We start from the raw sequence: 23,062 nt of genomic DNA on the forward strand, positions 1-23,062 counted from the left end.
TTCGTGAAGGTCAGCGCGGCGCCGAGCACCGCGGCCTGGCCGACGGCGATGGTGAGGCCCAGTCCGTGGCCCCGGCCGCGTTCGGCGGCGCCGGTGCGGAAGCGCTGCGGCCCGTCGGCGAGGAGGTCGTCCGGGAAGCCGGGGCCGTGGTCGCGCACCGTGATCCGGGCGCCGGTGACGGTGACTTCGACGGGCGGCGCGCCGTGCCGGTGGGCGTTGGCCACGAGGTTGGTGACGATGCGCTCCACCCGGCGCGGGTCGGTCGGGACCAGAGCGGGAGCCTCCAGCCGCAGCCGGGTGTCACCGCCGGCCTGTTCGGCCGCGTGGGCGACGAGTTCGCCGAGCGGAACCTCGTCGACCCGGGCCCGCTCGGCACCGGCGTCCAGGCGCGAGACCTCCAGCAGGTCCTCGACCAGGACCCGCAGGGCGAGCACCTGGGTGCGGACCAGGTCCGCCGCCTCGTCGTCCTCCGGGAGCAGACCCGCCGCCGTGACCAGGCCCATCAGGGGAGTGCGCAGCTCGTGGGCGACGTCAGCGGTGAAGCGTTTCTCCGCGGCCAGCCGCGCCTGCAGCGCGGCCGCCATCGCGTCCACGGCCACCGAGATCTCGGTGATCTCGTCGCGGGCCCGGCCCCGGCTGCCGATCCGGGCGTCGAGGTCCCCGTCCGCGATCCGCCGGGCGGTACGGGAACCGTGGCGCAGCCGCCGGTTCATCCGCTCCGACACGAGAGCGGCCACGGGCACGACGACCAGGAGCGCGGCGAGTGCCGCCTTGACCATGCTGCGGTCCAGCAGTTGGAGACTGCGCACCTGCGCGCTCATGTCGGTCCGCACGACGATCACCCGGTCGTCGCCGACCGGCGCCGCCGCCCAGAGCCAGTACCAGTTCGGCGCCTTGACGTCGTACCAGAGCGCGTACGCTCCGGGCGTCCGCAGGTCGGCGACGGACTGTGCCAACGGTGCCGGCAGCTCGGCCACGGTCCGCAGGTCCGCGAAGGCCGGACGGTTGCCCGTGAGGGAGAACTCCTTCTGCGCCGCGGCCACCTGCGCGGCCGCGAGGTCGCGCCCGGCCCGCTCACCGCTCCGGTCCGCCGCCCGGTGGACGAGCACCCCGATCACGGCGGCGACCGCGCAGCAGGCCAGTGCGACCAGGGCCGCGACCTTCCAGCGCAGGGAACGCGGGTCGAACAGCCGCGTGGCCATCCGCTCAGCCCCGCACGAGTTTGTAGCCGAAACCCCGGACCGTCTCGATCCGGCCCGCTCCGATCTTCTTGCGCAGCCGCACCACGCACAGGTCGACGACCCGGGTGTCGCCCTCCCAGCCGTAGTCCCAGACGTCGCGCAGCAGCCGGCGGCGGTCCAGGACCGCCCCGGGGTTCTCGGCGAAGGCCAGCAGCAGGCGCAGTTCGGTGGGCGTCAACGGGACCGGCCGTCCGTCCAGGTGCACCTCCAGGCCGCGCAGGTCGAGGGTCAGGCTGCCGAAGACCAGGAGGTCGGGCGAGGAGGGGGCCGTCGGGGGTTCCTGGGGCGATGCCGGTCCGTCCGGCAGGTCCGGCGCGTCCGGAGCCCGTTCGTCCTGTGCGGGTTCCGGGACGGGAGCCCGGTGGAAGGTGGCACGGCGCAGCAGGGAGCGGATGCGGGCGACGAGGACGGGGATGTCCACCGGCTTGACCACGTAGTCGTCGGCGCCGGCCTCCAGGCCTGCCACGACGTCGAGGGCGTCGCCCCGGGCGGACATCATCAGGATCGGCGTCAGGCTCTCCTCGCGGACCCGTCGGCACAGGCTGATGCCGTCGAGGCCCGGGAGCATCACGTCCAGGATCAGCACGTCGTGCGCCCCGGCCCGGAACGCCTCCAGGCCGTCGAGCCCGTCCCCGGTGACGTCGACCTCGTAGCCGTAGCGTTCCAGGGCCAGTTGCACCGAGCGGCGGATGACCGCGTCGTCCTCGACGAGCAGCACGCCGACCGGGTCGGGCACACGAATGGCGGGCAAGGGTTCTCCGATGTGTTCGCCCGGGGAGCTGTACTCGTCCGGGCCCGCGGGTGATCGATCGTAGCCGTACGGGCGGCGGGGCGGCGCCGGGAGGCGGGGCGGCGCCGGCGCCGGGAGGCGGGGCGGCCGAGGTCCGGGGTGGTACGGGACCCTCGGACGGCCGCGCGGACCGGTCAGAGCCGCAGGGACGCCGCGACCGGTAGGTGGTCGCTGCCGGTGGCGGGCAGGGTCCACGCAGCGCGCGGGGTGATGCCGGACACCAGGATCTGGTCGATCCGGACCAGCGGGAACGAGGCGGGCCAGGTGAAACCGAAGCCGTCGCCGGCCTCCCGCTGCGCCGACCGCAGCGACCCCGTGAGCCCGCGCAGCGCGGAGTCGTCGACCGAACCGTTGAAGTCCCCCACGACCACGATCCGTGCCAGCCGCTCCGCCCGGACGGCCTCGGCCAGCCTGGCCGCCGCCTCGTTGCGGCGGTCCGTGGCGAAGCCGGTGGCCGGTTGCACCCGGACGGAGGCGAGGTGCGCCGCGTAGAGCGCCACCGGCCCCTTCGGCGTCCGGACAGTGGCGCGCAACGCCCTGGTCCAGGGCATGATCTCCACCGGCTCCACCTCCTCCAGGGGGTATTTGCTCCACACCCCGACACCTCCCAGCACCCGGGAGTAGGGGTAGGCGGCCGCCAGTTCGTGGCGGAAGGTCTCCTGCGCCCGGCTCGCCAGCTCCTCCACCGCCAGGACGTCGGCGCCCGAGGCCGCCAGCGCGCGGGCCGTGCGGCCCGGATCGGCGTTCTGCTCGTTCACGTTGTGGCTCACCACCGTGAAGTCCCCGCCGCCGGACCGCTTGTCGACGAGGGCGGGCCCGAACAGGACGGTCCACACCAGGGCGGGGAGCAGCACGGCGACCGCCGCCAGGACCGATCGGCGCACCGCGGCACAGCACAGCAGCAGGACGACGCCCAGCCCCGACCACGGCAGCACCGTCTGGCAGAGGCTGCCGAGGTTGCCGACGACGTTCGGCAGGCGGGAGCTCAGGGCCATGGGAGCGGCACAGAGCACTGCGGCCACGGCGACCAGCCACCCACGCGGCCCGTACCGCCCTCGCCGCGCCCGTACCGCCCTCGCCGCCCCGTGCCGCGGCGGGCCGGACGGCGCGAGGCAGGGGCCGGGGAAGGGGCCGGGGAAGGTCGGCGCGGGGAAGGTCGGCGCCGGACAGGGACCGCCCGCGGCGGGGCCGTGCCCGGGTCCGCGTTCACGCCCACTCCCGGCGACCGACGTCGAGGGTGGGAAGGACCTGCGGCAACCTGTCCCGCAACGCGTCGACGAGCCGCCCGCTGTTGTCCAACGCCGCCCGCATGCCCTCGGTGGGCGTCGTGCCGGCGCGTTGGCCCAGTACTACGCCGAGGACGAGCCGCTGTCCCTCCCCGGCCCCGCCCTCCGGCACCTCCAGGGCCCACATCAGGTTGCCACCCGCCGGCGTACTCGAACCGGTCTTCAGCCCCACCACCCCGGGACGGTCGAGCAGCGCGTTGGTATTGCGCAACGGCGCCGCGCGGCCCGGCAGCGTGGTGCTGCGCAGGGCCACGGTGGCACGCAGCGCCGGGTCCTTCATCGCCTCGCGGGCCAGCACCAGTTGGTCGGCGGCCGTGGACACGGTCGTGGGTTCGATCCCGCTGGCCCCGGTGTAGGTCGTCGCGAGCATCCTCAGCCGGGCCGCCTCCGCGTTCATCCGCTTCACGAACGCCTCCTCGCTGCCCGCGTCCCAACGGGCCAGCAGCCGTGCCACGTTGTTCGCGGACGGGAGCAGCATCACCTCCAGCAGCTTGCGCTGGGTGAGCCGCTGGCCCGCGACCACGGGAGCCGTCGACTCGCTCGTCGACGCCGACTCGGCCGCCGCCTGCGCGTCCACCGTGATCGTCGGGCCGTCCTCGCCGTCCCGGAGCGGGTGGTCCCGCAGAAGGACGTACGCCGTCATCACCTTGGTGACACTCGCGATCGGCACCGGCAGCTGCGGCCCGTTCACCCCCAGGACACCGACCTTCGTCACGGCGACAGCCGACTGTCCCTCCTCCGGCCACGGCAGACCGAGATCGACGACGGGCGCGGGAGCCGGCAACGTCGGCGGCCCCTCGACCCGGACACCTCCTTTCCCGGCGCCGCCGACCGCGGGCCCCTCGGGCAGGTTCGCCGCCACGCCACCGCCGGCGCCGGCGACCAGCACCGCGGCCAGCAGCCACAACACCCTGCGGCGGGGGGCCGGGCGTCGGCCCGGCACGGCGCGGGGGTCGTGGTCTTCGTATTTCGTCACGGCGGACACGGCAACTGCCTCCCGAAGCAGAGGAACACGGAGCCCCGATGGCGCGAACGGCCGTTCGGGGTGTGTCCACAGACTCCGGGACGGCTGCTTCGAGCCGGTCGTCACCCGACTTCCGCAAGCACGCGATCGTGTATCAACCACGTACCACCGGTGATACGGAACGCAGGTGCGGGGCTGCGGAGCTGGGCCGAGGAGCAGATGGCCGAGACCGACCGCGCCGACGAAGCCGCCGACCAGGGGGTCGACGAGGGACAGTCCGGCCGGTTCCGCACTCGGAACCGGTCGGCCCGGGTACCCGATCACGCACGAGGACCGCCGGGCGGTCGTGGAGTCAGCCGGGTGTCGGCGCGGAGTGTCGGGCCGCGGTGGCCAGGCGGGCGGCGGCTTCGGCGAGGTCGGCGGGTTCGGCCGCGGCGGCGAAGCCGAGACGCAGGTGGGCGGCGGGCGGCTCGGCCGGGAAGTGGCGGTGGCCCGGGTCGACGGTCACCCGGTGTGCCGGGGCCGTGTCCGCGACGGCCGCCTCCGTGAGGCCGGGGGGAAGCCGGAGCCACAGGTGCAGGCCGCCTTCCGGCACACGCAGAAGGGTCCAGTCGGGTACCTCACGGGCGAGGGCATCGACGAGGACGGCGCAGCGGTGACGCAGTGCTGTGGCCAGGCTGCGCAGGTGGCGGTCCCAGGCGGGGGTGCTGAGCAGTTCGACCGCGGCCTCCTGGAGGGGGCGGGCGATGAAGAAGTCGTCGACCCGTCGCATGCCGAGCAGGCGTCGCATGACCGGGCCCCGCGCGACCACGGCGCCGATCCGCAGGCTGGGCGAGGCCGGTTTGGTCAGCGAGGTCAGGTGGATGACGGTGCCGTCGCGGTCGTCGGCGACCAGCGGGCGCGGTACCGGACGGCCGTGGCCCAGCTGGCGGGCGAAGTCGTCCTCGATCAGGAAGGCTCCGGCGGCGCGTGCCACGTCGACGACCTGGCGGCGTCGCTCGGGGGAGAGGACGGTGCCGGTGGGGTTGTGGAAGGTGGGCTGGCAGTAGAGCAGGCGGGCGCCGGTCATGGCGAAGGCGTCGGCGAGCAGGTCGGGGCGCAGTCCCTGGTCGTCCATCGGCACGGGCACCGGCCGCAGTCCGGCGGCGCGGGCGGCGGCGAGCGCACCGGGGTACGTCGGTGACTCGACCAGGACCGGGGCCCCGGGGGTCGCGACGGCGCGGAACAGCATGGACAGCGCCCCCTGCCCGCCCCCGGTCACCAGAACGTCCTCGGGGCCGACGTCGCCGCCCGCCTGACGGGCGAAGACCGTGCGCAGTGTCGACAGACCGGCCGCCGGGGCGCGGTGCCAGGCGTCGGGGCGGCGGGCGGCCCGGGCGAGGGCGCCGCCGAGCAGCCGGGTGGGCTGGAGGCCCTCGTGCAGGTAGCCGCCGGACAGCGCGATGGTGCCGACCGCCGGCGGGCCGGACCGCTCGTCGGAGGGTTCCGGGAGGGGCTGTCGGCCGGCCAGGGCGACCGCCTGCCAGGAGGTGTCCGGCTCGCCGCCCGCGCTCTGCGGGCGGCGGGCGGCGACGTAGGTCCCACTGCCCGGTCGGGTGACGACCGCTCCCTCGGCGGCGAGGAGCGCGATGGCTCGGGAGACGGTGACCGGCCCGACTCCGTGACGTGCGATCAGATCGCGGCTGCTGGGCAGGCGGTCACCCGGGGCGAGCCGGGTGATCTCGCTCCGGAGGATCGCCACCAGGGCTTCGGTACTGCTACCGTCATACATGAGGAATGAGAATAGCGCTTTCACCTGCGGTGCGGAACCGCTCCTGGACCTCGCCGCCCTCCGGGCCGACACCCCCGGCTGTGAGGCCGTGATCCACTTCAACAACGCCGGCGCCGGGCTGATGCCGCGTCCGGGGCCGCCGAGGTCGACGACTTCCACACCTCGCTCGCCGAACTCCTGGGCACCCGCCCGGGCAACATCGCGTTCGCCGCGAGCGCGACCCACGCCTACACCAAGGCCCTCTCCGCGATCGACTTCCGCCCCGGGGACGTCATCCTCACCACCCGCAACGACTTCGTCTCCAACCAGATCGCCTTCCTCTCCCTGCGCAAGCGCCACGGTGTCCGCATCGTGCACGCCCCCGACCGTCCGGACGGCAGCGGAGTCGACGTCGACGCCATGGCCGCGCTGATGCGCGCCCACCGCCCGCGCCTGGTCGCCGTCACGCACGTGCCCACCAACTCCGGCCTGGTGCAGCCGGTCGCCGAGGTCGGCCGGCACTGCCGCGAACTCGACCTGCTGTACCTGGTCGACGCCTGCCAGTCGGTCGGCCAGTACCCCGTCGACGTCGAGGAGATCGGCTGCGACCTGCTCACCGCCACCTGCCGCAAGTTCCTGCGCGGGCCCCGCGGTTCGGGCTTCCTCTACGTCTCCGACCGGGCCCTCGCCGCCGGGTACGAGCCGCTGCACATCGACATGCACGGCGCGCGCTGGGTCGCCCCCGGCCACTACCGTCCGGTCGCCACCGCAGCCCGGTTCGAGGAGTGGGAGTTCCCGTACGCCACCGTGCTCGGCTGCGCCGCCGCCGTCCGCTACGCGCTGCGGGTCGGCCTCGAACCGATCGCCCGGCGCACCCCGGCCCTGGCCGGACGACTGCGCGAGCAGCTCGCCGCGGTGCCCGGCGTCCGGACGCTGGACCGCGGGCCGGCCCCCGCCGCGCTGGTCACGTTCGCGATCAAGGGGCTGGTCACGTTCGCGATCAAGGGGTGGGAGGCCGAGCCCTTCAAGGCGGCACTGGACGCCCGCGGCATCAACTCCGCACTCAGCTACCGGGAGTTCGCACAGTTCGACTTCGCCGACAAGGACGTGCGGTGGTGCCTGCGACTGTCGCCGCACTACTACAACACCGAGGACGAGGTCGACGCGGTGGTCGGCGCGGTCGCCGAACTCGCGAGGAGCGCCCGATGACCCGGACCTCGACCGTGCCGGACACCACGGACGCACCGCGCCAAAGCCTCTGGCACAACCGTGATTTCTCGCGGTTCTGGGCTGGGGAGACGCTCTCCCTGCTCGGCACCCAGGTGACCAACCTCGCGCTCCCCCTGACCGCCATCGGCGCGTTCGGCGCGACCGACGAACAGGTCGGGCTGCTGCGCTTCCTGCAACTGGCCCCCTACCTCGGGCTCGCCCTGGTGATCGGCGTCTGGGCGGACCGGCACCGGCGGCGGCCGGTCATGCTCGGCGCCAACCTGGTCAGGCTGGTCCTGCTCGGCCTGATACCGGTGCTGTACTGGTGCCACACGCTCAACCTGCCCGTGCTGATGGCGATCGCCTGCACGGTCGGCATCGCATCGGTGGCGTTCGACGTCAGCTGGATGTCGTACGTGCCGGTACTGGTGAAGAGTCCCGAGTACTACGTCGAGGCCAGCGCCCGGCTGAGCACCAGTTCCTCCGCCGCCGACATCGCCGGTCCCGGGCTGGGGGGTGTCCTGGTGTCGGCGGTCGGCGCGCCGGTGGCCCTGCTCGCCAACGCCTGCTCCTACGCGGTGTCCGTCGTCTCGCTGCTCCTGATCCGTACCACCGAGCCGCGCCCGGAACCGGTCGTCGAGCGGCACCTGTGGCGCGAACTGAAGGACGGCATGGGCTGGGTGCTGCGCGACAGCGTGCTGCGGTCCCTCGCGCTGATCGGATTCTGCTGCAACTTCTCGATGGTCACGGTGTGGACGATGTTCCTGCTCTACGGCAACCACGACCTCCACCTCGGTTCGGAGACGATCGGCGCGGTCTTCGCGACCGCCTCCGTCGGCGGCCTGATCGGCGCGCTGATCTCACGGAAGGTCATCGACCGGTACCCGGTCGGCAGGGTCTACCTGGTCGCCCAGACCGCCCTGCTGCTCGGGCCCTCGCTCATCCCCGCCGCCGCCGGGCCGCGACCGGTGATGATCGGGATGTTCGTCCTGTCCTTCTTCGCCACCTACCTGGGCCTCGGCGTGGCCGGTGTCGTCATCGTCGGCCTGCGCCAGGCCATGACGCCGCAATCGATGATGGGCAGGATGACCGCCGCGTTCCGGACCCTGCTGTTCGGCGGCGGCTCCCTGGGCGGCCTCTCCGCCGGCCTGCTCACCGGCCAACTCGGCGCCCGAGGCGCCCTGACCGTCGCCGCCGCCGGCTCCGCCGTCGTCGTCGTCGGCCTGGTGCTCTCACCGGTCGGCCGCCTCAAGACCCTGCCGTCCGCCCCGAAACAGGTCGCGGCAGCCCGCTGAGCGAACGGCAAAGGCCCGGGCCGCGTGCTGCGCTCGGGGTCTCACGGTCCTCGCAACACCCGCGATCTGCGGGAGTTGCGAGGACCGTGGGCGTTGGACGTGATGATCCTGCTGGGTTGCGGAAGCGTTTCCTTGAACGGCTGGATGTCGTAGGCGGCGTGACCGTGGCGGCGCGTGAGCCGGGGATGAACCGGAGCACCGCTTGCACCCGGGTCCGCTCCGTACTCAGTCCGCGTTGCCGCGGCGCTCGGCCAGCAGCGCGTTCAACCGTTCCACCTCACGGTCCACCAGGACGTGCTTGTCGTCGATGTAGGGAAGGTGGACCTTGCGGCCGTCGGCACGGAACGCGTAGGTGAGGAACGCCGGTGCGCCCTTGGCGTGCGCGTTCGGGTTGGGGGCCTTGCCGAACCGCGTGATCTCGGCCCAGGGCAACCGGCGGCGGCGCACGATCCCGCGGACGGTGATCCCCTCGGCGGTGACCAGCGTGCCGGCCCGGGCGGCGCCGACGATCACCAGCAGGCAGAAGCCGATCACCAGCAGCGAGCCGATCGCCTTGGTGGACGGCGCGAACTCCTTGTCCTTCCAGATCGGCAGCATCGCCCCGAAGGACAGCAGCAGGATGGTGAACGCGAGCCCCCCGATCCGCGTCGACGCCACCCGGTACTCGTGCGGAACTCTCAGTCGATCGCCGCTCATCCGGCCACCCCTCGATCGTCTTCACCGATCCGCCGTCATGGCCGGCGGATCGGTCGGACTCGCAGTGTAGGGACGGGAGTTGCTCATCAACAGGCCATCGGACGGGCGGACGGCGCCGAGATCCTGGCCGCCGTCGTCCCGACCGAACGGGCATGCCTGGTTCGGCCGGGCCTTCGACGCGCTGCCGGGGCAGCCCTTAGGCTGGTGCGCGTGGAACGCGTGCTCATCACCGGAATCTCGGGGGCGGGGAAGACGACGATGGCGGCCCGGCTGGCCGTGCTGCTGGACCTGCCCCGCTACGAGTTGGACGCGCTGCACCACGGCCCGGGCTGGACCCCGCGCCCCGAGTTCCGGTCCGACGTCGAGGCCTTCGCGGCGACCGGGCGCTGGGTCACCGAGGACCAGTACACCGGCAAGCTGGGGGACCTGCTGCCGGCCCGCGCCGACACCTATGTCTGGCTCGACCTGCCCCGACGCACCGTCATGCAGCGTGTCCTGCGCCGCTCGGCCGCTCGCGCGCTCACCCGTCGCGAACTGTGGAACGGCAACCGCGAGAGCCTCCGCGGCTGGCTGGACCCGGAGCACCCGATCCGCTGGGCCTGGACCCGCCACTCCGCGCACCGCCGCCGGACCCTGGACCGGCTCGCCGCCCACCCCGGCCTGACCGTGGTCCACCTGACCTCCGCGCGGGCCGCCCGCGCGTGGCTCCGGACGGCAGGCCGACCGGGCGCGACCTGACGCGGGGCGGTCATCTGGGGTGCGGTCAGCCGGGGGGCGCGGTGAAGCGGTACCCGGAGTCGATCAGCAGCGGCAGGAAGGTCTTGAGCGCCGCGACCGTCTGCGAGCGGTCCCCACCGCCGTCGTGGGTGAGGACGATCGCGCCCGGCCGCAGTTCCTTCTCCAGGCGCTTGGTGATCACGTCCGTCCCCGGCGTCGCCCAGTCCTGCGGGTCCACGGACCAGGCCATCGGCCGCATCCCCAGCTCGGCGCCGACCTTCAGCACCGTCGGCGACCAGCCGCCGCCCGGGGCGCGGAACCAGGTCGGCGCCCGGCCGGTGAGCTGCCCGAGCAGCTCGGAGGTGCGTCCGAGTTCGTCGCGCACCTTCACGGCGGAGAGGCCGCTCAGGTCGGGGTGGCTCCAGGAGTGGTTGGCGATGTGGTGGCCGCGCGCGGCGACCTCCCGGACCAGGTCGGGGTGGGCGGCCGCGTTCTCGCCGATGAGGAAGAAGGAGGCCCGGATCCCGTACTGGTCGAGCAGCGCCAGGACGGCCGGGGTGTACCGCAGATCCGGTCCGTCGTCGACGGTGATGGCGACCACCTTCCGCCCGGCGTCGAGCTCGTACACCGGCCGCCTCTCGGCCGCGGTCACCACCCGCGGCGAGGGCGCGGCCGCCGACGACGGCGGGCTGCTGGGCGCGGGCGCCGGGGTCGGGGGCTCCGCCCGTCCCGAGGAGCGACAGCCCGGCCCCGAGCATGAGCATTCTTCGCGAGACAATCTGACGATCAGATGGCATGCCCTATGCCTGCCCGCTCCCCCGACGCCCTGCTCCGACGACCACTGCTACGGGTGTACGAGACCGCTCCGGCAGCCCAACCCCGGTGGAGGTAGCGGTGGCGAGCCCGTCCCGCACCCCGCCGACCCGCAGGCCTGCTGGAGCCTCCTCGAACGTGCCCGGCAGGAGTCCGGTGTCTTCGGCGCCTCCACCGCCCTCGCCGAACTCGACTGCCGGACCTGGCCGAAGGGCGGGACCACCCCGCACCGGGTCACGGCGGCGGGCCTGCCGCCCGTCCTGGTCGTCGGCACCACCGGCGACCCGGCCACCCCGTACGAGGACGCGCAGAGCCTGGCCGCCCAGCTGCCGGGCGGGATGCTGCTCACGCTCAGGGGTGCGGGCCACACCGCGTACGGGCGCGGCAACGCCTGCATCGACGGCGCCGTGGACGGATATCTGATGGCCCTGACCCCGGTGCGGCCCGGCGCGACCTGCTGAGGCCAGGGGGTGTCGCGGCCGACGGGATCCGGCCGCGACACCCCTGTCCGGCGGCCCGTGGCACCCGCACCGCGCGGGCTGCTCGGGCCGCCGCAGCCCGTCGCGCACGGGCGGCGGGGCTCAGCCGAGCGGCAGCTCCAGGACGGCCTCCCCCTGGGCCGGGGAGGTGATCGTGGTGGTGCTGTCCGGCACGCCCGTGAAGGCGTAGAGCTTGTCGCGGCTGTTGACGACCAGAGCGAGACGGTGGCCGTCGGGCAGGTCGTAGGCGGCCGGCTGGAGCTTCCAGTCGAGGGTCCGCTCGGTGCCGGCGGTCAGACCCGTGGCGGTGAAGGGCTCGTGGGTGATGATCCGGGCGCTGCCGTCCGGGGCCACGTCGAAGAGGTAGGCGACCAGGGTCGCGGCGTCGCCAGCCTCCACCCGGACGGCGAGCCTGATCCCGGCGGAGCCGCGGATCCGGCGGCCGCCCGCCAGCGCCTCGGTGGACCACAGCAGCAGCCGGTCCCGCTCGAAGGCCGCCGGCCGGTACTCCTTCGGGGTGCCGAACCACTCCTTCTGGCCGGTGGCCATGATCTCGTCCATCGCCGTGGCGGCGGTCTCGTGGCCCGCGGTGAAGGCCCGGCTCCAGCCCGTCGAGGGCTTGTCGGACAGGGTGCCGTCGCTGCTGCCGCCGTTGCCGCCCAGGTACCAGGCCTCGCTGCTGACCGTGGCATCGGCCCAGGAATCGAGCGGTTCGCGCCGCGCCGGGGTGGTGATCAGCCGGCCGCCGCCGATGACCGGCGCGGTCTTGTAGGTGAACATGACCTGGCTGTTGACCACGGGCCAGTCCGGCACCTCGTTGGCCGCGCCGAGCAGGTGGTGGTCCAGCCAGGCGTACGCCTCCCGGATCGGCGTCAGCAGGCCGGGGAAGGGCAGTCCGGTCGGCACGCCGCTGATGCCGGTGCCCTCCGGGGCCCCGTGGTCGCCGATCCACAGGTTGAGGTGCTTCGGGACGGTGAGCTTCTCGAAGGTGTCGATCGCCTCGCCGACCGGGAACAGGCCCTCGTGCCAGGTGTTCGAGTAGTAGGTCGGGATCCCGCGCTCGTTGGTGAGGCCGACGTAGGTCTCCGGGGAGCGCTTGGTGCCCCACTCCACCACGCGGTCGAGGTTCTGCCCGTCCCGGAAGTCCTGGAGGATCTGCCGCGTCGGCTCGTCGAACTTCTCGTGCTCCTCGCCCCCGGTGAACCCGACCAGCAGGCGCACGGCCTCCAGGTGCCGGGTGCCGTGGTCGTAAAGGCTGGTGGCGAGGTTCCCCCAGGTGCTCAGCGCGGCCACGGCGGCGACCCGCTTGCGCGGGTCGTGCGCGGCGACCAGCTGGCTGATCCCCGAGCCGTAGGACAGGCCCAGGAAGCCGACCTTGCCCGGGGCGAGGTGCTCCTCCGCGTAGTCGATCACGAGCGATCCGTCCGCCCGGTCGACCGGACCGGCGACGTCGATGAACCCCTCGGAGGTGGACACCAGGCCCGGCGTGCCGATGCCCCGCGGGGTGTAGGCCAGCACGTGGTAGCCGCGCGCCGCCAGCGAGAGGTACCCGAAGACGAAGGGCAGCCAGCCGTAGGGATTCCAGCCGGCGGGCACGATCACGACCGGCCGCGACTCGGAACCGCCCTGCTTGATCGAGAACGCCGAGAGGCTGACGCCGTCCGGCGTGGTGATGCGGGGGAGAGTGACCTCGGCACGCTGCCGTACGCCCGCGGCCAGCTCCCGCAGTTCCTCGGGGAGCGCGGCGTCCGCCCCGGCTCCCTGGACGGCCGCGAGGAGCGCCCTGGCGACGGCGAGCACGGACGGGTTGATGTCGAGGCTCGCACCGCGCCAGATGCCCTGGGTGGCGATGTCGGTGAGTGTCGCGTCGGTGACCGACGGGGTCGGCTCTCCACCTGCGGTAGTCATACGAAGCGCCCTTCTCTGATCGGCAGGGTGCCCGTGGCGGGCACCGTTCGGGCGAATCATGTTCCGGGACGGCGGGCGCAAACTGACGACCGGTCGGCTCCACCCGAAGGAGTGAACCCGGGCGACCTCGCGAGCGCCGGCGGCGGCAGCCGCGCCCACGGCCCTCCTCCGGTCGCACGGGCGGCGTGGTCCGTCCGAAGGGCCTCGCCACCCGGCCGGTGACGGTAAAGGAATCCCCCTTCATCCGGCATTCATCGGCAAAATGCACAGCTCGGGATCGGTCATGAAAAGGGGCCCCTACGCACTGTTGTCATGGCAGAGTCGGGATGCGAGTATTGCGGCTGGGTGATCCGGACACAGAGCGTCGAACTCCGGATGCCCTTGATCGTTGTTGCCGCATCGGCGAGCACGTCCACGGGGGTGGGACTTTCACACCGGGCATGGGGGTGAGGAGTGTGCGATCAAACGGAAGTAATCGTTCCGACCGTGCGGCCCGCGGGCCGACCCGGCCGGCGGTGCCCCGCGGCCTCGCGGAGGCGCTCCGCGCCGGCCACGCCGCGACCCCCCGCCAGCCCGGCGTCCTGGCCGCCCTGCGCGGCGAGGACTGGCACTGGGCCGGGGCGAGCGGCGTCGCGGATGCCGACACCGGGCGCGAACTGCGTCCGACGGCGGCGGTACGGGTGGCCTCGGTCACCAAGACCTTCACCGCGGCCGCGGTGCTGCGGCTGGTGGAGCGCGGTGACCTGCGACTGGAGGAACCGGTCTCGGCGCTGGCGTCCGAGGCAGTCCTCGGGGCCCTCGCCGAGGGCGGCTACGAACCGGCGCGGATGACCGTGCGCCAGCTGCTCCAGCACACGGCCGGCCTGTACGACTGGGGAGGCGATCCCGCCTACGACGCGGAGGCGTTCGCCGATCCCGGCCACCGGTGGAACCGTCTGGAGCAGGTGCGCTGGGCGGTCGAGCACGGACACCGACTCGCCTCCCCCGGTGCGGAGTTCCACTACTCCGACACCGGCTACGTGATCCTCGGCGAGGTGCTCGAACGCATCACCGGGCGGCCACTGGCCGCCGCCTACCGCGAGCTGCTGCCGCTCCGGGGGCTGGGTCTCGACTCCGTCCACCTGGAGTCGCTGGAGCCCACCCCCGAGGCCGGCACGGACCGCGCCCACCAGTACGTCTCCGGCACCGACCTGCTGACCGTCGATCCGTCCTGCGACCTCTGGGGCGGCGGCGGACTGGTCTCCACCATGTCCGATCTGACCGCGTTCGTCCGGGCGTTGTTCCGGGGCGGGGTCTTCGAGCGGCCCACCACGCTCGCGACCATGCTGGCGCCCGTCGCGGCGCGTGGCGCGGAGGGGCGCGGCATGGGGATCTACCGGATCCCGCTGGGGTCCGGGCGGTGGTGGGGCCACTGCGGCAGCTGGGGCGTGGTCATGGCGTACGAGCCCGACCGCGATCTCGCGCTCGCCACCACGGTGACGAGACAGCCCGAGGACCCGGACGAACGACTCCGCCCCGGGCGGGCACTCGTCCGGACGGCACGCTGAAATACCGGACAGTAAAAGCGCACCGAAATGTGCGTCGAGAAGAACATGTCATTGATAACAGCCGGTCATTGATACGGGCGCTGGCATTGAATCCATGAAACCGCACAGGACAGGCGGAGCCATGCGTAATCGTCCCCGCACAATCAGGACCACCGAGTCCTTGTTGGAGAACGGCCTCATCGACGAGGAGAGCCTGCCGGAGATTCGCGATGTCGCGAAGCGGTACGCCGTGAGCATCACCGGGGTGATGCAGGAGCAGATCGCGCACGTCGACGATCCGGTCGCCAGACAGTTCGTCCCCACCGGGGCCGAGCTCCTCATCACCGCGGAGGAGCGCGCCGACCCGATCGGCGACGACCCCTTCACCCCGGTCAAGGGGATCACCCACCGCTACCCGGACCGGCTGCTGCTCAAGCCGATGCACCTGTGCCCGGTGTACTGCCGCTTCTGCTTCCGCCGCGAGGTGGTCGGCCCGGGCGAAGGGATGCTCGGCCAGGCGGAGCTGGAGGCGGCCCTCGACTACATCCGGGCCCACGAGGAGGTGTGGGAAGTCATCTTCACCGGCGGCGATCCGCTGATCATCGCGCCCACCAAGCTCCGCCCGATCATGGCGGCGCTGGACGCGATCGAGCATGTGAAGGTGATCCGCTTCCACACCCGGGTGCCGGTGGTCGACCCCGAGCGCGTCACCGACGAGCTGGTGGACGCGCTCGCCACCGAGACCCCCGTCTGGGTGGTGGTCCACACCAATCACAGCCAGGAGATCGGCGAGGCGGCGCGCGGCGCGCTGCGGCGGCTGAACCGGGGCGGCGTCCCGCTGCTCAGCCAGACCGTGCTGCTGCGCGGGGTGAACGACACCCCGGAGGCGCTGGAGGGGCTGTTCCGGACCCTGGTGGCCAACCGGGTGAAGCCCTACTACCTGCACCACGGCGACCTCGCCCAGGGCACCGGGCACTTCCGCACCACCGTCGCCGAGGGCCAGGAGCTGGTCCGGCGACTGCGCGGGAGGGTCTCCGGCACCTGCCAGCCCACCTATGTGCTCGACATCCCCGGCGGCCACGGGAAGGTGCCGATCGGCCCCTCGTACCTGGAGCCCGGCGAGGAGACCGGAAGCGGTGGGAGCGAAACCCATGTCGTCACCGACCCGTGGGGCGAGCGCCACCACTACCCGCCGCGCGTCGCGGCGCCGGAAGCACCGGCGGCACCGGCGGCACCGACAGCACCGACCACGGCCAACGCCACGGCCACCGCCACCGCCACGGAGGAGGACCCGACCCATGACTGAGGACCTCGCGTCCCGGTCCGCGCCCGCCCGCAGCCCCGGCGCCGTCGCCTTCGCCGACCCCGGGGGCGTCACCTCCGCACTCACCTGGTCCGCCCCCGAGCTGACCGCCGGCCTGGCCTGGTCGGCGCTGACCCGCACCTTCGCCGCCGAGGCGGCCGGCCGGCTCGGCGACCAGGTGAAGCTGCACGTCAACGGGGAGCCGGTGGTGGACCGGGACGCCTGGCCGACCACCGACGCGGACGCCGCCGGACCGGCCGCCTGGCTGGACCGCCAGCACACCTTCGGCCCGGACGACGACCGCTTCGTCTACGCCCGCGCCGTGCAGGAGCACGACCGGACGCTGTTCCGCACCGTCGTCGAGCTGCTGGCGCCCCACCTCTGGCGCCTCGGGCTGCCGCCCGGCCATGTCGAGGTCGAGGTGTTCCACGGCGCCTACCGGAACACCCCGGGCGGCATCCACCGGGAGGGCTGCACCAACCTCCACCTCGTCCTGGCGGGCCGCAAGAGCATGCACTTCTGGCGGGGCACCGACTGGGTGCCGGCCGGGACGGCGCTGCGCGAGGACGTCGAGCCCGAGTCCGAACTCCCGGAGGAGTACCTGCCGGACCTCGACCGCCGCTCGGTGGTGGAGCACGGCCACGCCCTCACCGCCACCACCGGCGGCGGCTTCTTCTGGCGCAGCGGCATCTGGCACGTGGGCGAGACCCACGAGCCGTCCCTCGCGCTGAACATCGCCTCGTACACCCGGACCCTGGACGTCGAGGCGAAGCTCCTCCCGCTGTGGGGCGACCGGCTGCACAGCGAGGTCCCGGCCGACTGGCTGGCCGACTACCGGGAGCACGTCCGGTCCACCGGGGACGACGCCGCCCTGCTCGCGCGGCTGACCGCGCTCGGCATGCGGCCGGCCCCGCCCGACGGGCCCGGCACCACGCCGCGCTCCGTCCGCCGCGAGTCGACCGCTCCGGTGCTGTGGGCGCCCGCCGGGCCGGGGCGGCTGACCGTGGCGGCACTGGGCCGGGCCGCGGAGTTCGCCGACGGCCCGGTCCCGCGCGGCTGGCTGGACGCGGTACTCACGAACCGTCCCGCGGCGCACGAGGTGCCGCGGGAGTGCGGGCGGCTCGCCCAATGGCTGTGCGCACAGCGGATTCTCGAACTGATGCTCGAACCGATGGAGGCATCATGACCGACACGTCCCCCGCGGACACCTGGCAGCTCTCGGACACCGAGGTGTTCAGCAAGTACGGGGACGCCTTCGTCCCGCGCCGGGCCGAGCAGACCGCCGCGGTCTGCGACCTGCTGGCCGGCATCCCCGTCCCCCACGTCCTCGACCTGTGCTGCGGCGAGGGGCGCCTGTCCGAGGAGTACCTGAGCCGGGACCCGCAGGCCAGGGTCACCGTGCTGGACCGCTCCCCCGAGATGCTGGCCCTGACCGCGAAGCGGCTGGAGCCGTTCGCCGACCGGCACGACAGCATCGAGGCGGACATCGAGGACCGGCTGTGGCGCACCGGCGTCTACGGCGGCGTGATGACCTCGCTGGCGGTCCACCACCTCGACGGCGAGGGCAAGCGGGTGCTGTACCGGGACATCCACGCGATGCTCGCGCCGGGCGGCGTCTTCGTCATGGCCGACCTGGTGGAGCCCGCCGGTGCCACCGCCCGCACGCTGGCGGGCGACCACTGGGAGGAGGCGGTGCGGCGCGCCTCCGAGGAGCAGTTCGGCGACGACGAGGCGGCCGTCGCGTTCGAGCGGACCGAGTGGAACCACTACCGGCTGCCCGGCCCGGACCCGGTCGACAAGCCGTCCTCGGTGGCCGAGCACCTGGACTGGCTGCGCGAGGCGGGTTTCGTCGAGGTCGACGTGGTCTGGATGTACGCGGGGCACGCCCTGTTCACAGCGAAGCGGAAGGCGAACTGAGTGAACGAGCAACCGAGCCGCACGATTCTGGCCAACATCGTCAGCGAGATCATGGCCGAGCAGCCGACGGACGCCTACCGCCGGGCGATGGCCGCCGCGACCCCGCGCAAGCTCTGGCAGGCGCGGCCGGGCGACTGCGTGGTGATGCTGGCGCCGTGCACCCCGGCCTTCCGCGACTACGTGGCCGAGGTGGTCGGCCTGGACGTGGACCGGGTCGAGATCGTCGCCCCGCCGGAGGTCCGCGGGGTGCACGCGCTGGAGGTCGCCGCCGACCTCGGCGCTACCGCACGGATCGCCGAGCGCCCCGAGTTGAAGCCCTTCGTACTGGACGGGCCGGTGCTGGAGTTCGGCCGCCGCACCGGGGTGCGGGTACTGCCGTACACCCGGCTGCCGGAGGACGGCACCCTCGACGCGCTGCGCCTGATCAACACCAAGGACGGCTTCCGCCGGACCGCCGTCGGTCTGGGGCTGCCGGTCGCGGACGGCGGCTTCGCCGAGACCGCCGCCGAACTGGCCGCCGCCCTGGTGGAGTTCCTGGCCGAGCGGCCGGGCGCGATCATCAAGACCAACCGGGGCTCCAACGGCTTCGGCAACACCGTGATCCGGGCGAACGGGCCGGAGTCGGTCGAACAGCAGGTCCTGGACGCCGTGGCCGGGCAGCCCACGCGCGACTGCGGCTGGGTGTACGAGGAGTTCCTGCCGTTCACGGCGACGCCGAGCATGGAACTGGAGATCGACGACCGGGGCGCCACCCACTTCTACAGCTGCGACCAGCGCACCGTGAACAACGCCTGGACCGGCATGGTGACCCCGGCCGCCGAGGGCCCCCACCACGAGCAGTTGCGCGGCGCGGCCGAGGCCATCGGCGGCTGGCTGCACGGACAGGGCTACCGGGGCATCTACGACGTCGACTGCGGTGTGTACGACGGCGGTTACGTCGTCACCGAGGCCAACGTCCGCCGCACCGGCGGCACTTACCTGGAGGAGCTGGCGCGCCGGCTGCGGCCGGGGGACTCCCCGGTGCACTGGCGGGCGGACGTCAGGATCGGCCCGGACGGACTGGACTTCGCGGGCGCGGCCGCGAAGCTGGCCTCGGCCGGACTCGCCGACCCCGCGGCCGACGCCCGGGCCGTGCTGACGGCGGACACCCGCTCCGTGGACGGCAAGTGGCGCTACCTGGTGGTGGGCCGGGACGACGGGGCCGTCGCCGAGGTCGAGCGGCAGCTGGAGCAGATCCTGGGGATCGGCTGATGCTGCACTCCGCCCTCCATCCCGGCTTCAGCACGGTCGCGGGGACCGGCCTCGTCGCGCTGCGCGACATCCCGATGGGCACGGTGCTGTGGGGGCCGTGCCCGCAGTGCCGGACCTGGGACGCCGCCGAACAGCTCACCCTCTCGCCCCGGGTCGTCGACTGGCTGGACGAGTTCGGCTACCGGCTGGCCGACCGGAGCCTGCTGCTCCCCTGCCGGGGCGCGCACCTGCTCAACCACTCCTGCGAGGCCACCGTCCTGGACCACGGCCTCGCCGGGGGCCTCGCCGTCCGCGACATCCGGGCCGGCGAGGAGGTGACCGGCGACTACCGCACCTTCCGCTACGACGAGCCGTGGGACGAGCCTGTGGGAGTTCGACTGCCGCTGCGGCGCCGGGAGTTGCCCGGGGTCGGTGCGGTCCTCCGTCGGCGCACCGGCGGCGGAGCTGGCCGGGGAGTGGAACCGGCGGATGGCGCCGGCCCTGGCCGCCGCCGCCGGCGTGCCGCAGGAACTCCCGCTGCGGGCCGGCCAGGTGGACGGCGCCCCGGCGGGCCGTCGCGACCCGGAGGAGGCGCCGTGACCGCCCTGCGATCCGAAAGCACCGTCCGGGCCAGGCTGTTGAGGATCGAGGACGTCCCCGCCCGGTCCTGGCTGCCGCTGCTGGGCGAGCGGGACCTCTTCCTGCTGCCCGGCTGGATGGAGGTCGGGCCCGGCACCTACGGCGGCGGCCTGCGCGACGCCCGGGCCGCCCTGGTCGACCGCGACGGCACGGCGGTCGCGGGCACCGCCGGCTGGCTCTTCGGGCACGAGTGCACCGAGGACCTGTGCCGCCCGGACGTCCTGCTGGAGATCCCCGAGCCGCGCGGGGCGACGCTGTTCCCGACCCTGCTGGCCGGCGGCTGGTACGACAGCCGGGTCGCGCACCGTCCCGGCGGCGCCGCACCGGCCGAACTCGCCGCCGTGGTCGACTCCTTGGCGGAGTGGGGGCGTTCGGAGGGCGCCGCCTCGGTCTGCTGGCCCAGCGTGGACGAGCGGGAGCGGGACCTGGTCGCCCTCCTCGCCGAGCGCGGCTACCGGCGCTTCCCGCTGACGCCCCGGTGGGCGCTGGAGGGGCCGTGGACCGGCTTCGACGACTACCTGGACCGGATGACCAGCAAGCGCCGGGTCTCGGTGCGCAGCGAGCGACGCCGGGTCCGGGAGGCGGGCATCACCTGCCGGACGGTGCCGCTCACCCGGGAGCTGGCCCGGCCGCTGGTGGAGCTGGCGGAGGAGAACGTGACCCGGCACGGCGGCCGGGTCGACCTCGACCGCTACGCCGACTGGGTCGCGGCGCTGACCGGGATCGAGGACGGCCGGGCCGAGGCCCACCTGGCCGAGCGGGACGGGCGGATCCTCGGCTGCGTGGTGTCCAGCACCTACGCCGGGCGGGTGTACGCGCTGTTCCCCGGCTTCGACTACGAGCAGATCTCCGGGCTGCCCGTCTACTTCGAACTCGCCTACTACCACCTGGTCGAGCACGCCGCCGCCCACGGCTACCACGCGGGGGCGGACGGTCCGGCGGCGGACGAGGCGAAGAACCTGCGCGGCTGTGTCGCCCACCGGCAGGCCCTGTGGATCCGGGGCCTGGACCCGGCGGCGGAGCGGCTGGTCGCCGAACTCGCCGACGAGGCCACCGGTGACGGCAGCATCGATGACGGCACCAGCGCGGACAACGGCCCGGCCGGGGGGAGCACATGAGCCCGCCGACCGTCGTGCTCGCGCCCGGCGGGCCCGGCCTCGGCGGCGAGACCCTCGCCGGGCTCCCGCTTCCGCCCGGCTGCCGGCGCCTGGTCGGGGCGGGCGACTGCGGGCCGGGCGGCGACCCGTTCGCCGTCCAGACCGACCGCCTGCTCCGGCTGCTCGACACGGCCGCCGCCGAGGGGCCGGCCGTCCTGCTCGCCCACTCGGCCGGTGCCCGCCCGGCCCTGCGCGCCGCGGCCCGGAGCCCCGGTCGGGTCCGCGCGGTCGTGCTGCTCGCCGCCCAACTGCGGGACCGCACCGACCATCCCGAGCTGCTGCGGGAGCGCCTCGACGCGCTCGACGGCCCGCTGCGGGAGACCGCGCGCCGGGCCCGGGCGACCGCGCCCGACCGGGCACCGGCCGAGGACGACGAGCTGCGCGAGCTCCTGCTCGCCGACCTGGCCCTCACCTTCCCCGCCCTCGGACCGCCCCAGCGCGGCTTCCTGGCCGCCTGCGCCCGCAGTTGGGACCTCCACGCCGTGCGCGCCGTGCTCTCCGGGCGGGTGCCCGAGGAGGACCTCGCGGCGACGGCCGCGCGGGTCGGCGCACCGGTCCTGGTCGTCAACGGCGAGCGGGACCCGTGGGCCGGCGCCCCGTCGGCGCACGAGCTGGCCGCGGCGCTGCCGGACGGCACGGCCCGGACGGTGCCCGGCGCCGGGCACGTGCCGTGGCTGGACGACCCGGAGGCGGTGGGCCGGCTGCTGGCCCGGACGGTGGAGGAGGCGGCGCCGGCGTGAGCTACCGCAAGGTCCTGGCGGACCGGATCTGTGCCCAGCTCGCCCTGTCGACGGCGGTCGGCCGGTTCGCCCAGGTGATGTTCGACGTCACCGTGGTGATCTTCGTGGTGCAGGACCTGCACCGCCCCGCGGCGGCCGGCCTGGCCGTCCTGCTGGCGACCCTGCCGGGTCTGCTGCTCAGCCCGCTGAGCGGCGGCTTCCTCCAGGGCCGCAATGTCACCGCGTGGATGGCGGCCGACTATCTGATCAAGGCGGCCGCCACGCTCGGCATCGCCTTCGGCGCATCGGCCGGCGGCGGCGGCATCTGGACCCTGTGGGGGCTGGCCCTGCTGTCCTCGCTGACCAGCGCCTTCGGCAATGTCGCCTTCCGCAGCTACGTCGCGCTCTCGCTGCCCGCGCAACTGCGCGGGGCGGCCAACGGCCTCGATTCGATGATCTCGGGTCTGGCCGCGATGGCCGGACCCGCCCTGGCCGGGATCGCGGTCACGGTGTTCGGCGGGCGGCACAGCGTGGCGGTGGTCGGCGCGGCCTATCTGGCCGCGGCGCTGGTCGCGGCCGCCTCGGGGCGCACCACCCCGGAGGCCGGCGGCGAGGTCGGTCTGCGCAGTGCCGTCGAGGCCGTGCGCGGGATCCTGGTCCACCCGGTGCTGCGCGGGCTGACCGGGGTGTACTTCCTGTACCAGGTCGCGGTCGGCGTCCTCGTGGTCGCACTGCCCCAGCTGGTCTCGGCCGGGTTCGGGGCCGCCCCCTCCTGGACCGGCACCAGCTGGTCGATCGCGGGGGCGCTGGGGATCGCGTCCTCGCTGGCCGCCGGGCACCGGATCGCCGACGGCGCGGAGCGCAGGTTCCTGATCATCGGCGCCGCCCTGACGGCGCTCGGCCTGGCGGGGCTGTTCCTGCACTCCGCCGTGTTCTGGCTGGCCGCGATGTTCGTGCTGCTCGGGGTGGCGGTGGGGCCCATGGACGTCGGGCTGCTCAGCCTCCGGCAGCGGCTGCTGCCCGACACCGGGGCGACCGCGACCCTCGCCGTCTCCGCCAGTCTCAACATGGCCGGCTATCCGGCCGGGGCCATGGTCGGCGGTCTGGCGGCCGGTCTCGGCCTGGGCGCGCAGACCGGGGTCGCCCTCGGGTGCGCCCTGCTCTCGTTGGCCCTCTGCGCCCGGCTGCCGATGGTCTCGGCCGGGCCCGGGCCGGTCGGCGGGACGGCGCCCGGGGCGTCTGCTCGGGCCGCCGAGTCCTCGGCCGCCCAGTAGCGGCCCGCACCACCCCCGCCGGCCAGCACAGTGCACCTCTCGTTCCCTCTCCTTCCCTCTCGCACCTTTCGACCTGTCACTTCCGATGGAAAGTCAGGACCATGGCGACAATTGGAGTCATCTGCACGATCCTCGTGTGCCCGCGCGGC

General features: G+C 73.9%; 20 protein-coding genes. 12 read left to right on the forward strand and 8 right to left on the reverse strand.

Features of this window, described 5'->3' with window-relative positions; genetic code table 11:
- The 5 genes from VR45_RS14100 to VR45_RS14120 form a co-directional block, all read right to left on the reverse strand.
- Positions 1-1,202, reverse strand: a 1,202-nt coding sequence (locus VR45_RS14100; RefSeq protein WP_045940080.1) for a HAMP domain-containing sensor histidine kinase, incomplete at its 3' end; no start/stop codon positions are given.
- Positions 1,203-1,206: 4 nt separating this feature from the next.
- A complete protein-coding gene (locus VR45_RS14105) occupies positions 1,207-1,992 on the reverse strand; it encodes a response regulator transcription factor (protein ID WP_045940081.1) in 786 nt (261 codons plus the stop codon).
- Positions 1,993-2,165: 173 nt separating this feature from the next.
- Complete coding sequence (locus VR45_RS14110; RefSeq protein WP_353612690.1) at positions 2,166-3,062, reverse strand: endonuclease/exonuclease/phosphatase family protein; 897 nt, start codon at positions 3,060-3,062, stop codon at positions 2,166-2,168.
- 175 nt (positions 3,063-3,237) lie between these two features.
- The gene (locus VR45_RS14115; RefSeq protein ID WP_234325968.1) at positions 3,238-4,293 is read right to left on the reverse strand and encodes a D-alanyl-D-alanine carboxypeptidase; all 1,056 of its coding nucleotides are present in this window, start codon (positions 4,291-4,293) and stop codon (positions 3,238-3,240) included.
- Between the two features lie 340 nt (positions 4,294-4,633).
- Complete coding sequence (locus VR45_RS14120; RefSeq protein WP_045940084.1) at positions 4,634-6,052, reverse strand: PLP-dependent aminotransferase family protein; 1,419 nt, start codon at positions 6,050-6,052, stop codon at positions 4,634-4,636.
- 198 nt (positions 6,053-6,250) lie between these two features.
- Here VR45_RS14120 and VR45_RS14125 point away from each other — a divergent pair, with 198 nt between their 5' ends.
- Positions 6,251-7,240 carry an aminotransferase class V-fold PLP-dependent enzyme gene (locus VR45_RS14125; protein WP_234325971.1) on the forward strand — a complete coding sequence of 330 codons (990 nt, stop codon included), beginning with the start codon at positions 6,251-6,253 and terminating at the stop codon, positions 7,238-7,240.
- On the forward strand, positions 7,237-8,535 hold the full coding sequence (locus tag VR45_RS14130) for an MFS transporter (protein ID WP_045940085.1): 1,299 nt from the start codon (positions 7,237-7,239) through the stop codon (positions 8,533-8,535). The genes VR45_RS14125 and VR45_RS14130 overlap by 4 nt, the downstream gene beginning before the upstream one ends.
- Before the next feature lie 225 nt (positions 8,536-8,760).
- Here VR45_RS14130 and VR45_RS14135 read toward each other — a convergent pair whose 3' ends face one another.
- Complete coding sequence (locus tag VR45_RS14135; RefSeq protein WP_078896502.1) at positions 8,761-9,231, reverse strand: PH domain-containing protein; 471 nt, start codon at positions 9,229-9,231, stop codon at positions 8,761-8,763.
- A gap of 210 nt (positions 9,232-9,441) precedes the next feature.
- On the opposite strand from VR45_RS14135, the gene VR45_RS14140 reads away from it, so the two are divergent.
- A complete protein-coding gene (locus tag VR45_RS14140) occupies positions 9,442-9,969 on the forward strand; it encodes an adenylate kinase (RefSeq protein WP_045940087.1) in 528 nt (175 codons plus the stop codon).
- A gap of 25 nt (positions 9,970-9,994) precedes the next feature.
- Here VR45_RS14140 and VR45_RS14145 read toward each other — a convergent pair whose 3' ends face one another.
- Positions 9,995-10,576: a polysaccharide deacetylase family protein gene (locus tag VR45_RS14145; protein ID WP_234325969.1), complete on the reverse strand. Its 582-nt coding sequence runs from the start codon at positions 10,574-10,576 to the stop codon at positions 9,995-9,997.
- Between VR45_RS14145 and VR45_RS44035 the strand changes: the two genes are divergently transcribed.
- Positions 10,539-11,222, forward strand: coding sequence for an alpha/beta hydrolase (locus VR45_RS44035; protein ID WP_234325970.1), 684 nt, complete (start codon positions 10,539-10,541; stop codon positions 11,220-11,222). The two genes, VR45_RS14145 and VR45_RS44035, sit on opposite strands and share 38 nt — an antisense overlap.
- A gap of 120 nt (positions 11,223-11,342) precedes the next feature.
- On the opposite strand, the gene VR45_RS14155 is transcribed toward VR45_RS44035, so the two are convergent.
- On the reverse strand, positions 11,343-13,148 hold the full coding sequence (locus VR45_RS14155; RefSeq protein ID WP_045940089.1) for a CocE/NonD family hydrolase C-terminal non-catalytic domain-containing protein: 1,806 nt from the start codon (positions 13,146-13,148) through the stop codon (positions 11,343-11,345).
- A gap of 515 nt (positions 13,149-13,663) precedes the next feature.
- Between VR45_RS14155 and VR45_RS14160 the strand changes: the two genes are divergently transcribed.
- The 8 genes from VR45_RS14160 to VR45_RS14195 all read left to right on the forward strand — a co-directional run bounded on the left by VR45_RS14160 (position 13,664) and on the right by VR45_RS14195 (position 22,913).
- On the forward strand, positions 13,664-14,695 hold the full coding sequence (locus tag VR45_RS14160; RefSeq protein ID WP_052709075.1) for a serine hydrolase domain-containing protein: 1,032 nt from the start codon (positions 13,664-13,666) through the stop codon (positions 14,693-14,695).
- 121 nt (positions 14,696-14,816) lie between these two features.
- Entirely contained in the window at positions 14,817-15,980 is a 1,164-nt protein-coding gene (locus VR45_RS14165; RefSeq protein WP_078896504.1) for a lysine-2,3-aminomutase-like protein, read from the forward strand.
- Positions 15,973-17,163: a hypothetical protein gene (locus VR45_RS14170; protein ID WP_045940090.1), complete on the forward strand. Its 1,191-nt coding sequence runs from the start codon at positions 15,973-15,975 to the stop codon at positions 17,161-17,163. The genes VR45_RS14165 and VR45_RS14170 overlap by 8 nt, the downstream gene beginning before the upstream one ends.
- A complete protein-coding gene (locus VR45_RS14175) occupies positions 17,160-17,894 on the forward strand; it encodes a class I SAM-dependent methyltransferase (RefSeq protein ID WP_045940091.1) in 735 nt (244 codons plus the stop codon). The genes VR45_RS14170 and VR45_RS14175 overlap by 4 nt, the downstream gene beginning before the upstream one ends.
- Entirely contained in the window at positions 17,895-19,145 is a 1,251-nt protein-coding gene (locus VR45_RS14180; RefSeq protein WP_045940092.1) for a peptide ligase PGM1-related protein, read from the forward strand.
- On the forward strand, positions 19,145-20,881 hold the full coding sequence (locus VR45_RS14185) for an SET domain-containing protein (protein WP_045940093.1): 1,737 nt from the start codon (positions 19,145-19,147) through the stop codon (positions 20,879-20,881). Before VR45_RS14180 ends, VR45_RS14185 begins: the two co-directional genes overlap by 1 nt.
- On the forward strand, positions 20,878-21,660 hold the full coding sequence (locus VR45_RS14190; protein WP_045940094.1) for an alpha/beta hydrolase: 783 nt from the start codon (positions 20,878-20,880) through the stop codon (positions 21,658-21,660). The genes VR45_RS14185 and VR45_RS14190 overlap by 4 nt, the downstream gene beginning before the upstream one ends.
- Positions 21,657-22,913: an MFS transporter gene (locus VR45_RS14195; RefSeq protein ID WP_045940095.1), complete on the forward strand. Its 1,257-nt coding sequence runs from the start codon at positions 21,657-21,659 to the stop codon at positions 22,911-22,913. The genes VR45_RS14190 and VR45_RS14195 overlap by 4 nt, the downstream gene beginning before the upstream one ends.
- The last annotated feature ends 149 nt before the right edge of the window (positions 22,914-23,062 follow it).

The sequence above is a fragment of the Streptomyces sp. NRRL S-495 genome, assembly GCF_000966955.1.
GTDB lineage: Bacteria > Actinomycetota > Actinomycetes > Streptomycetales > Streptomycetaceae > Kitasatospora > Kitasatospora purpeofusca.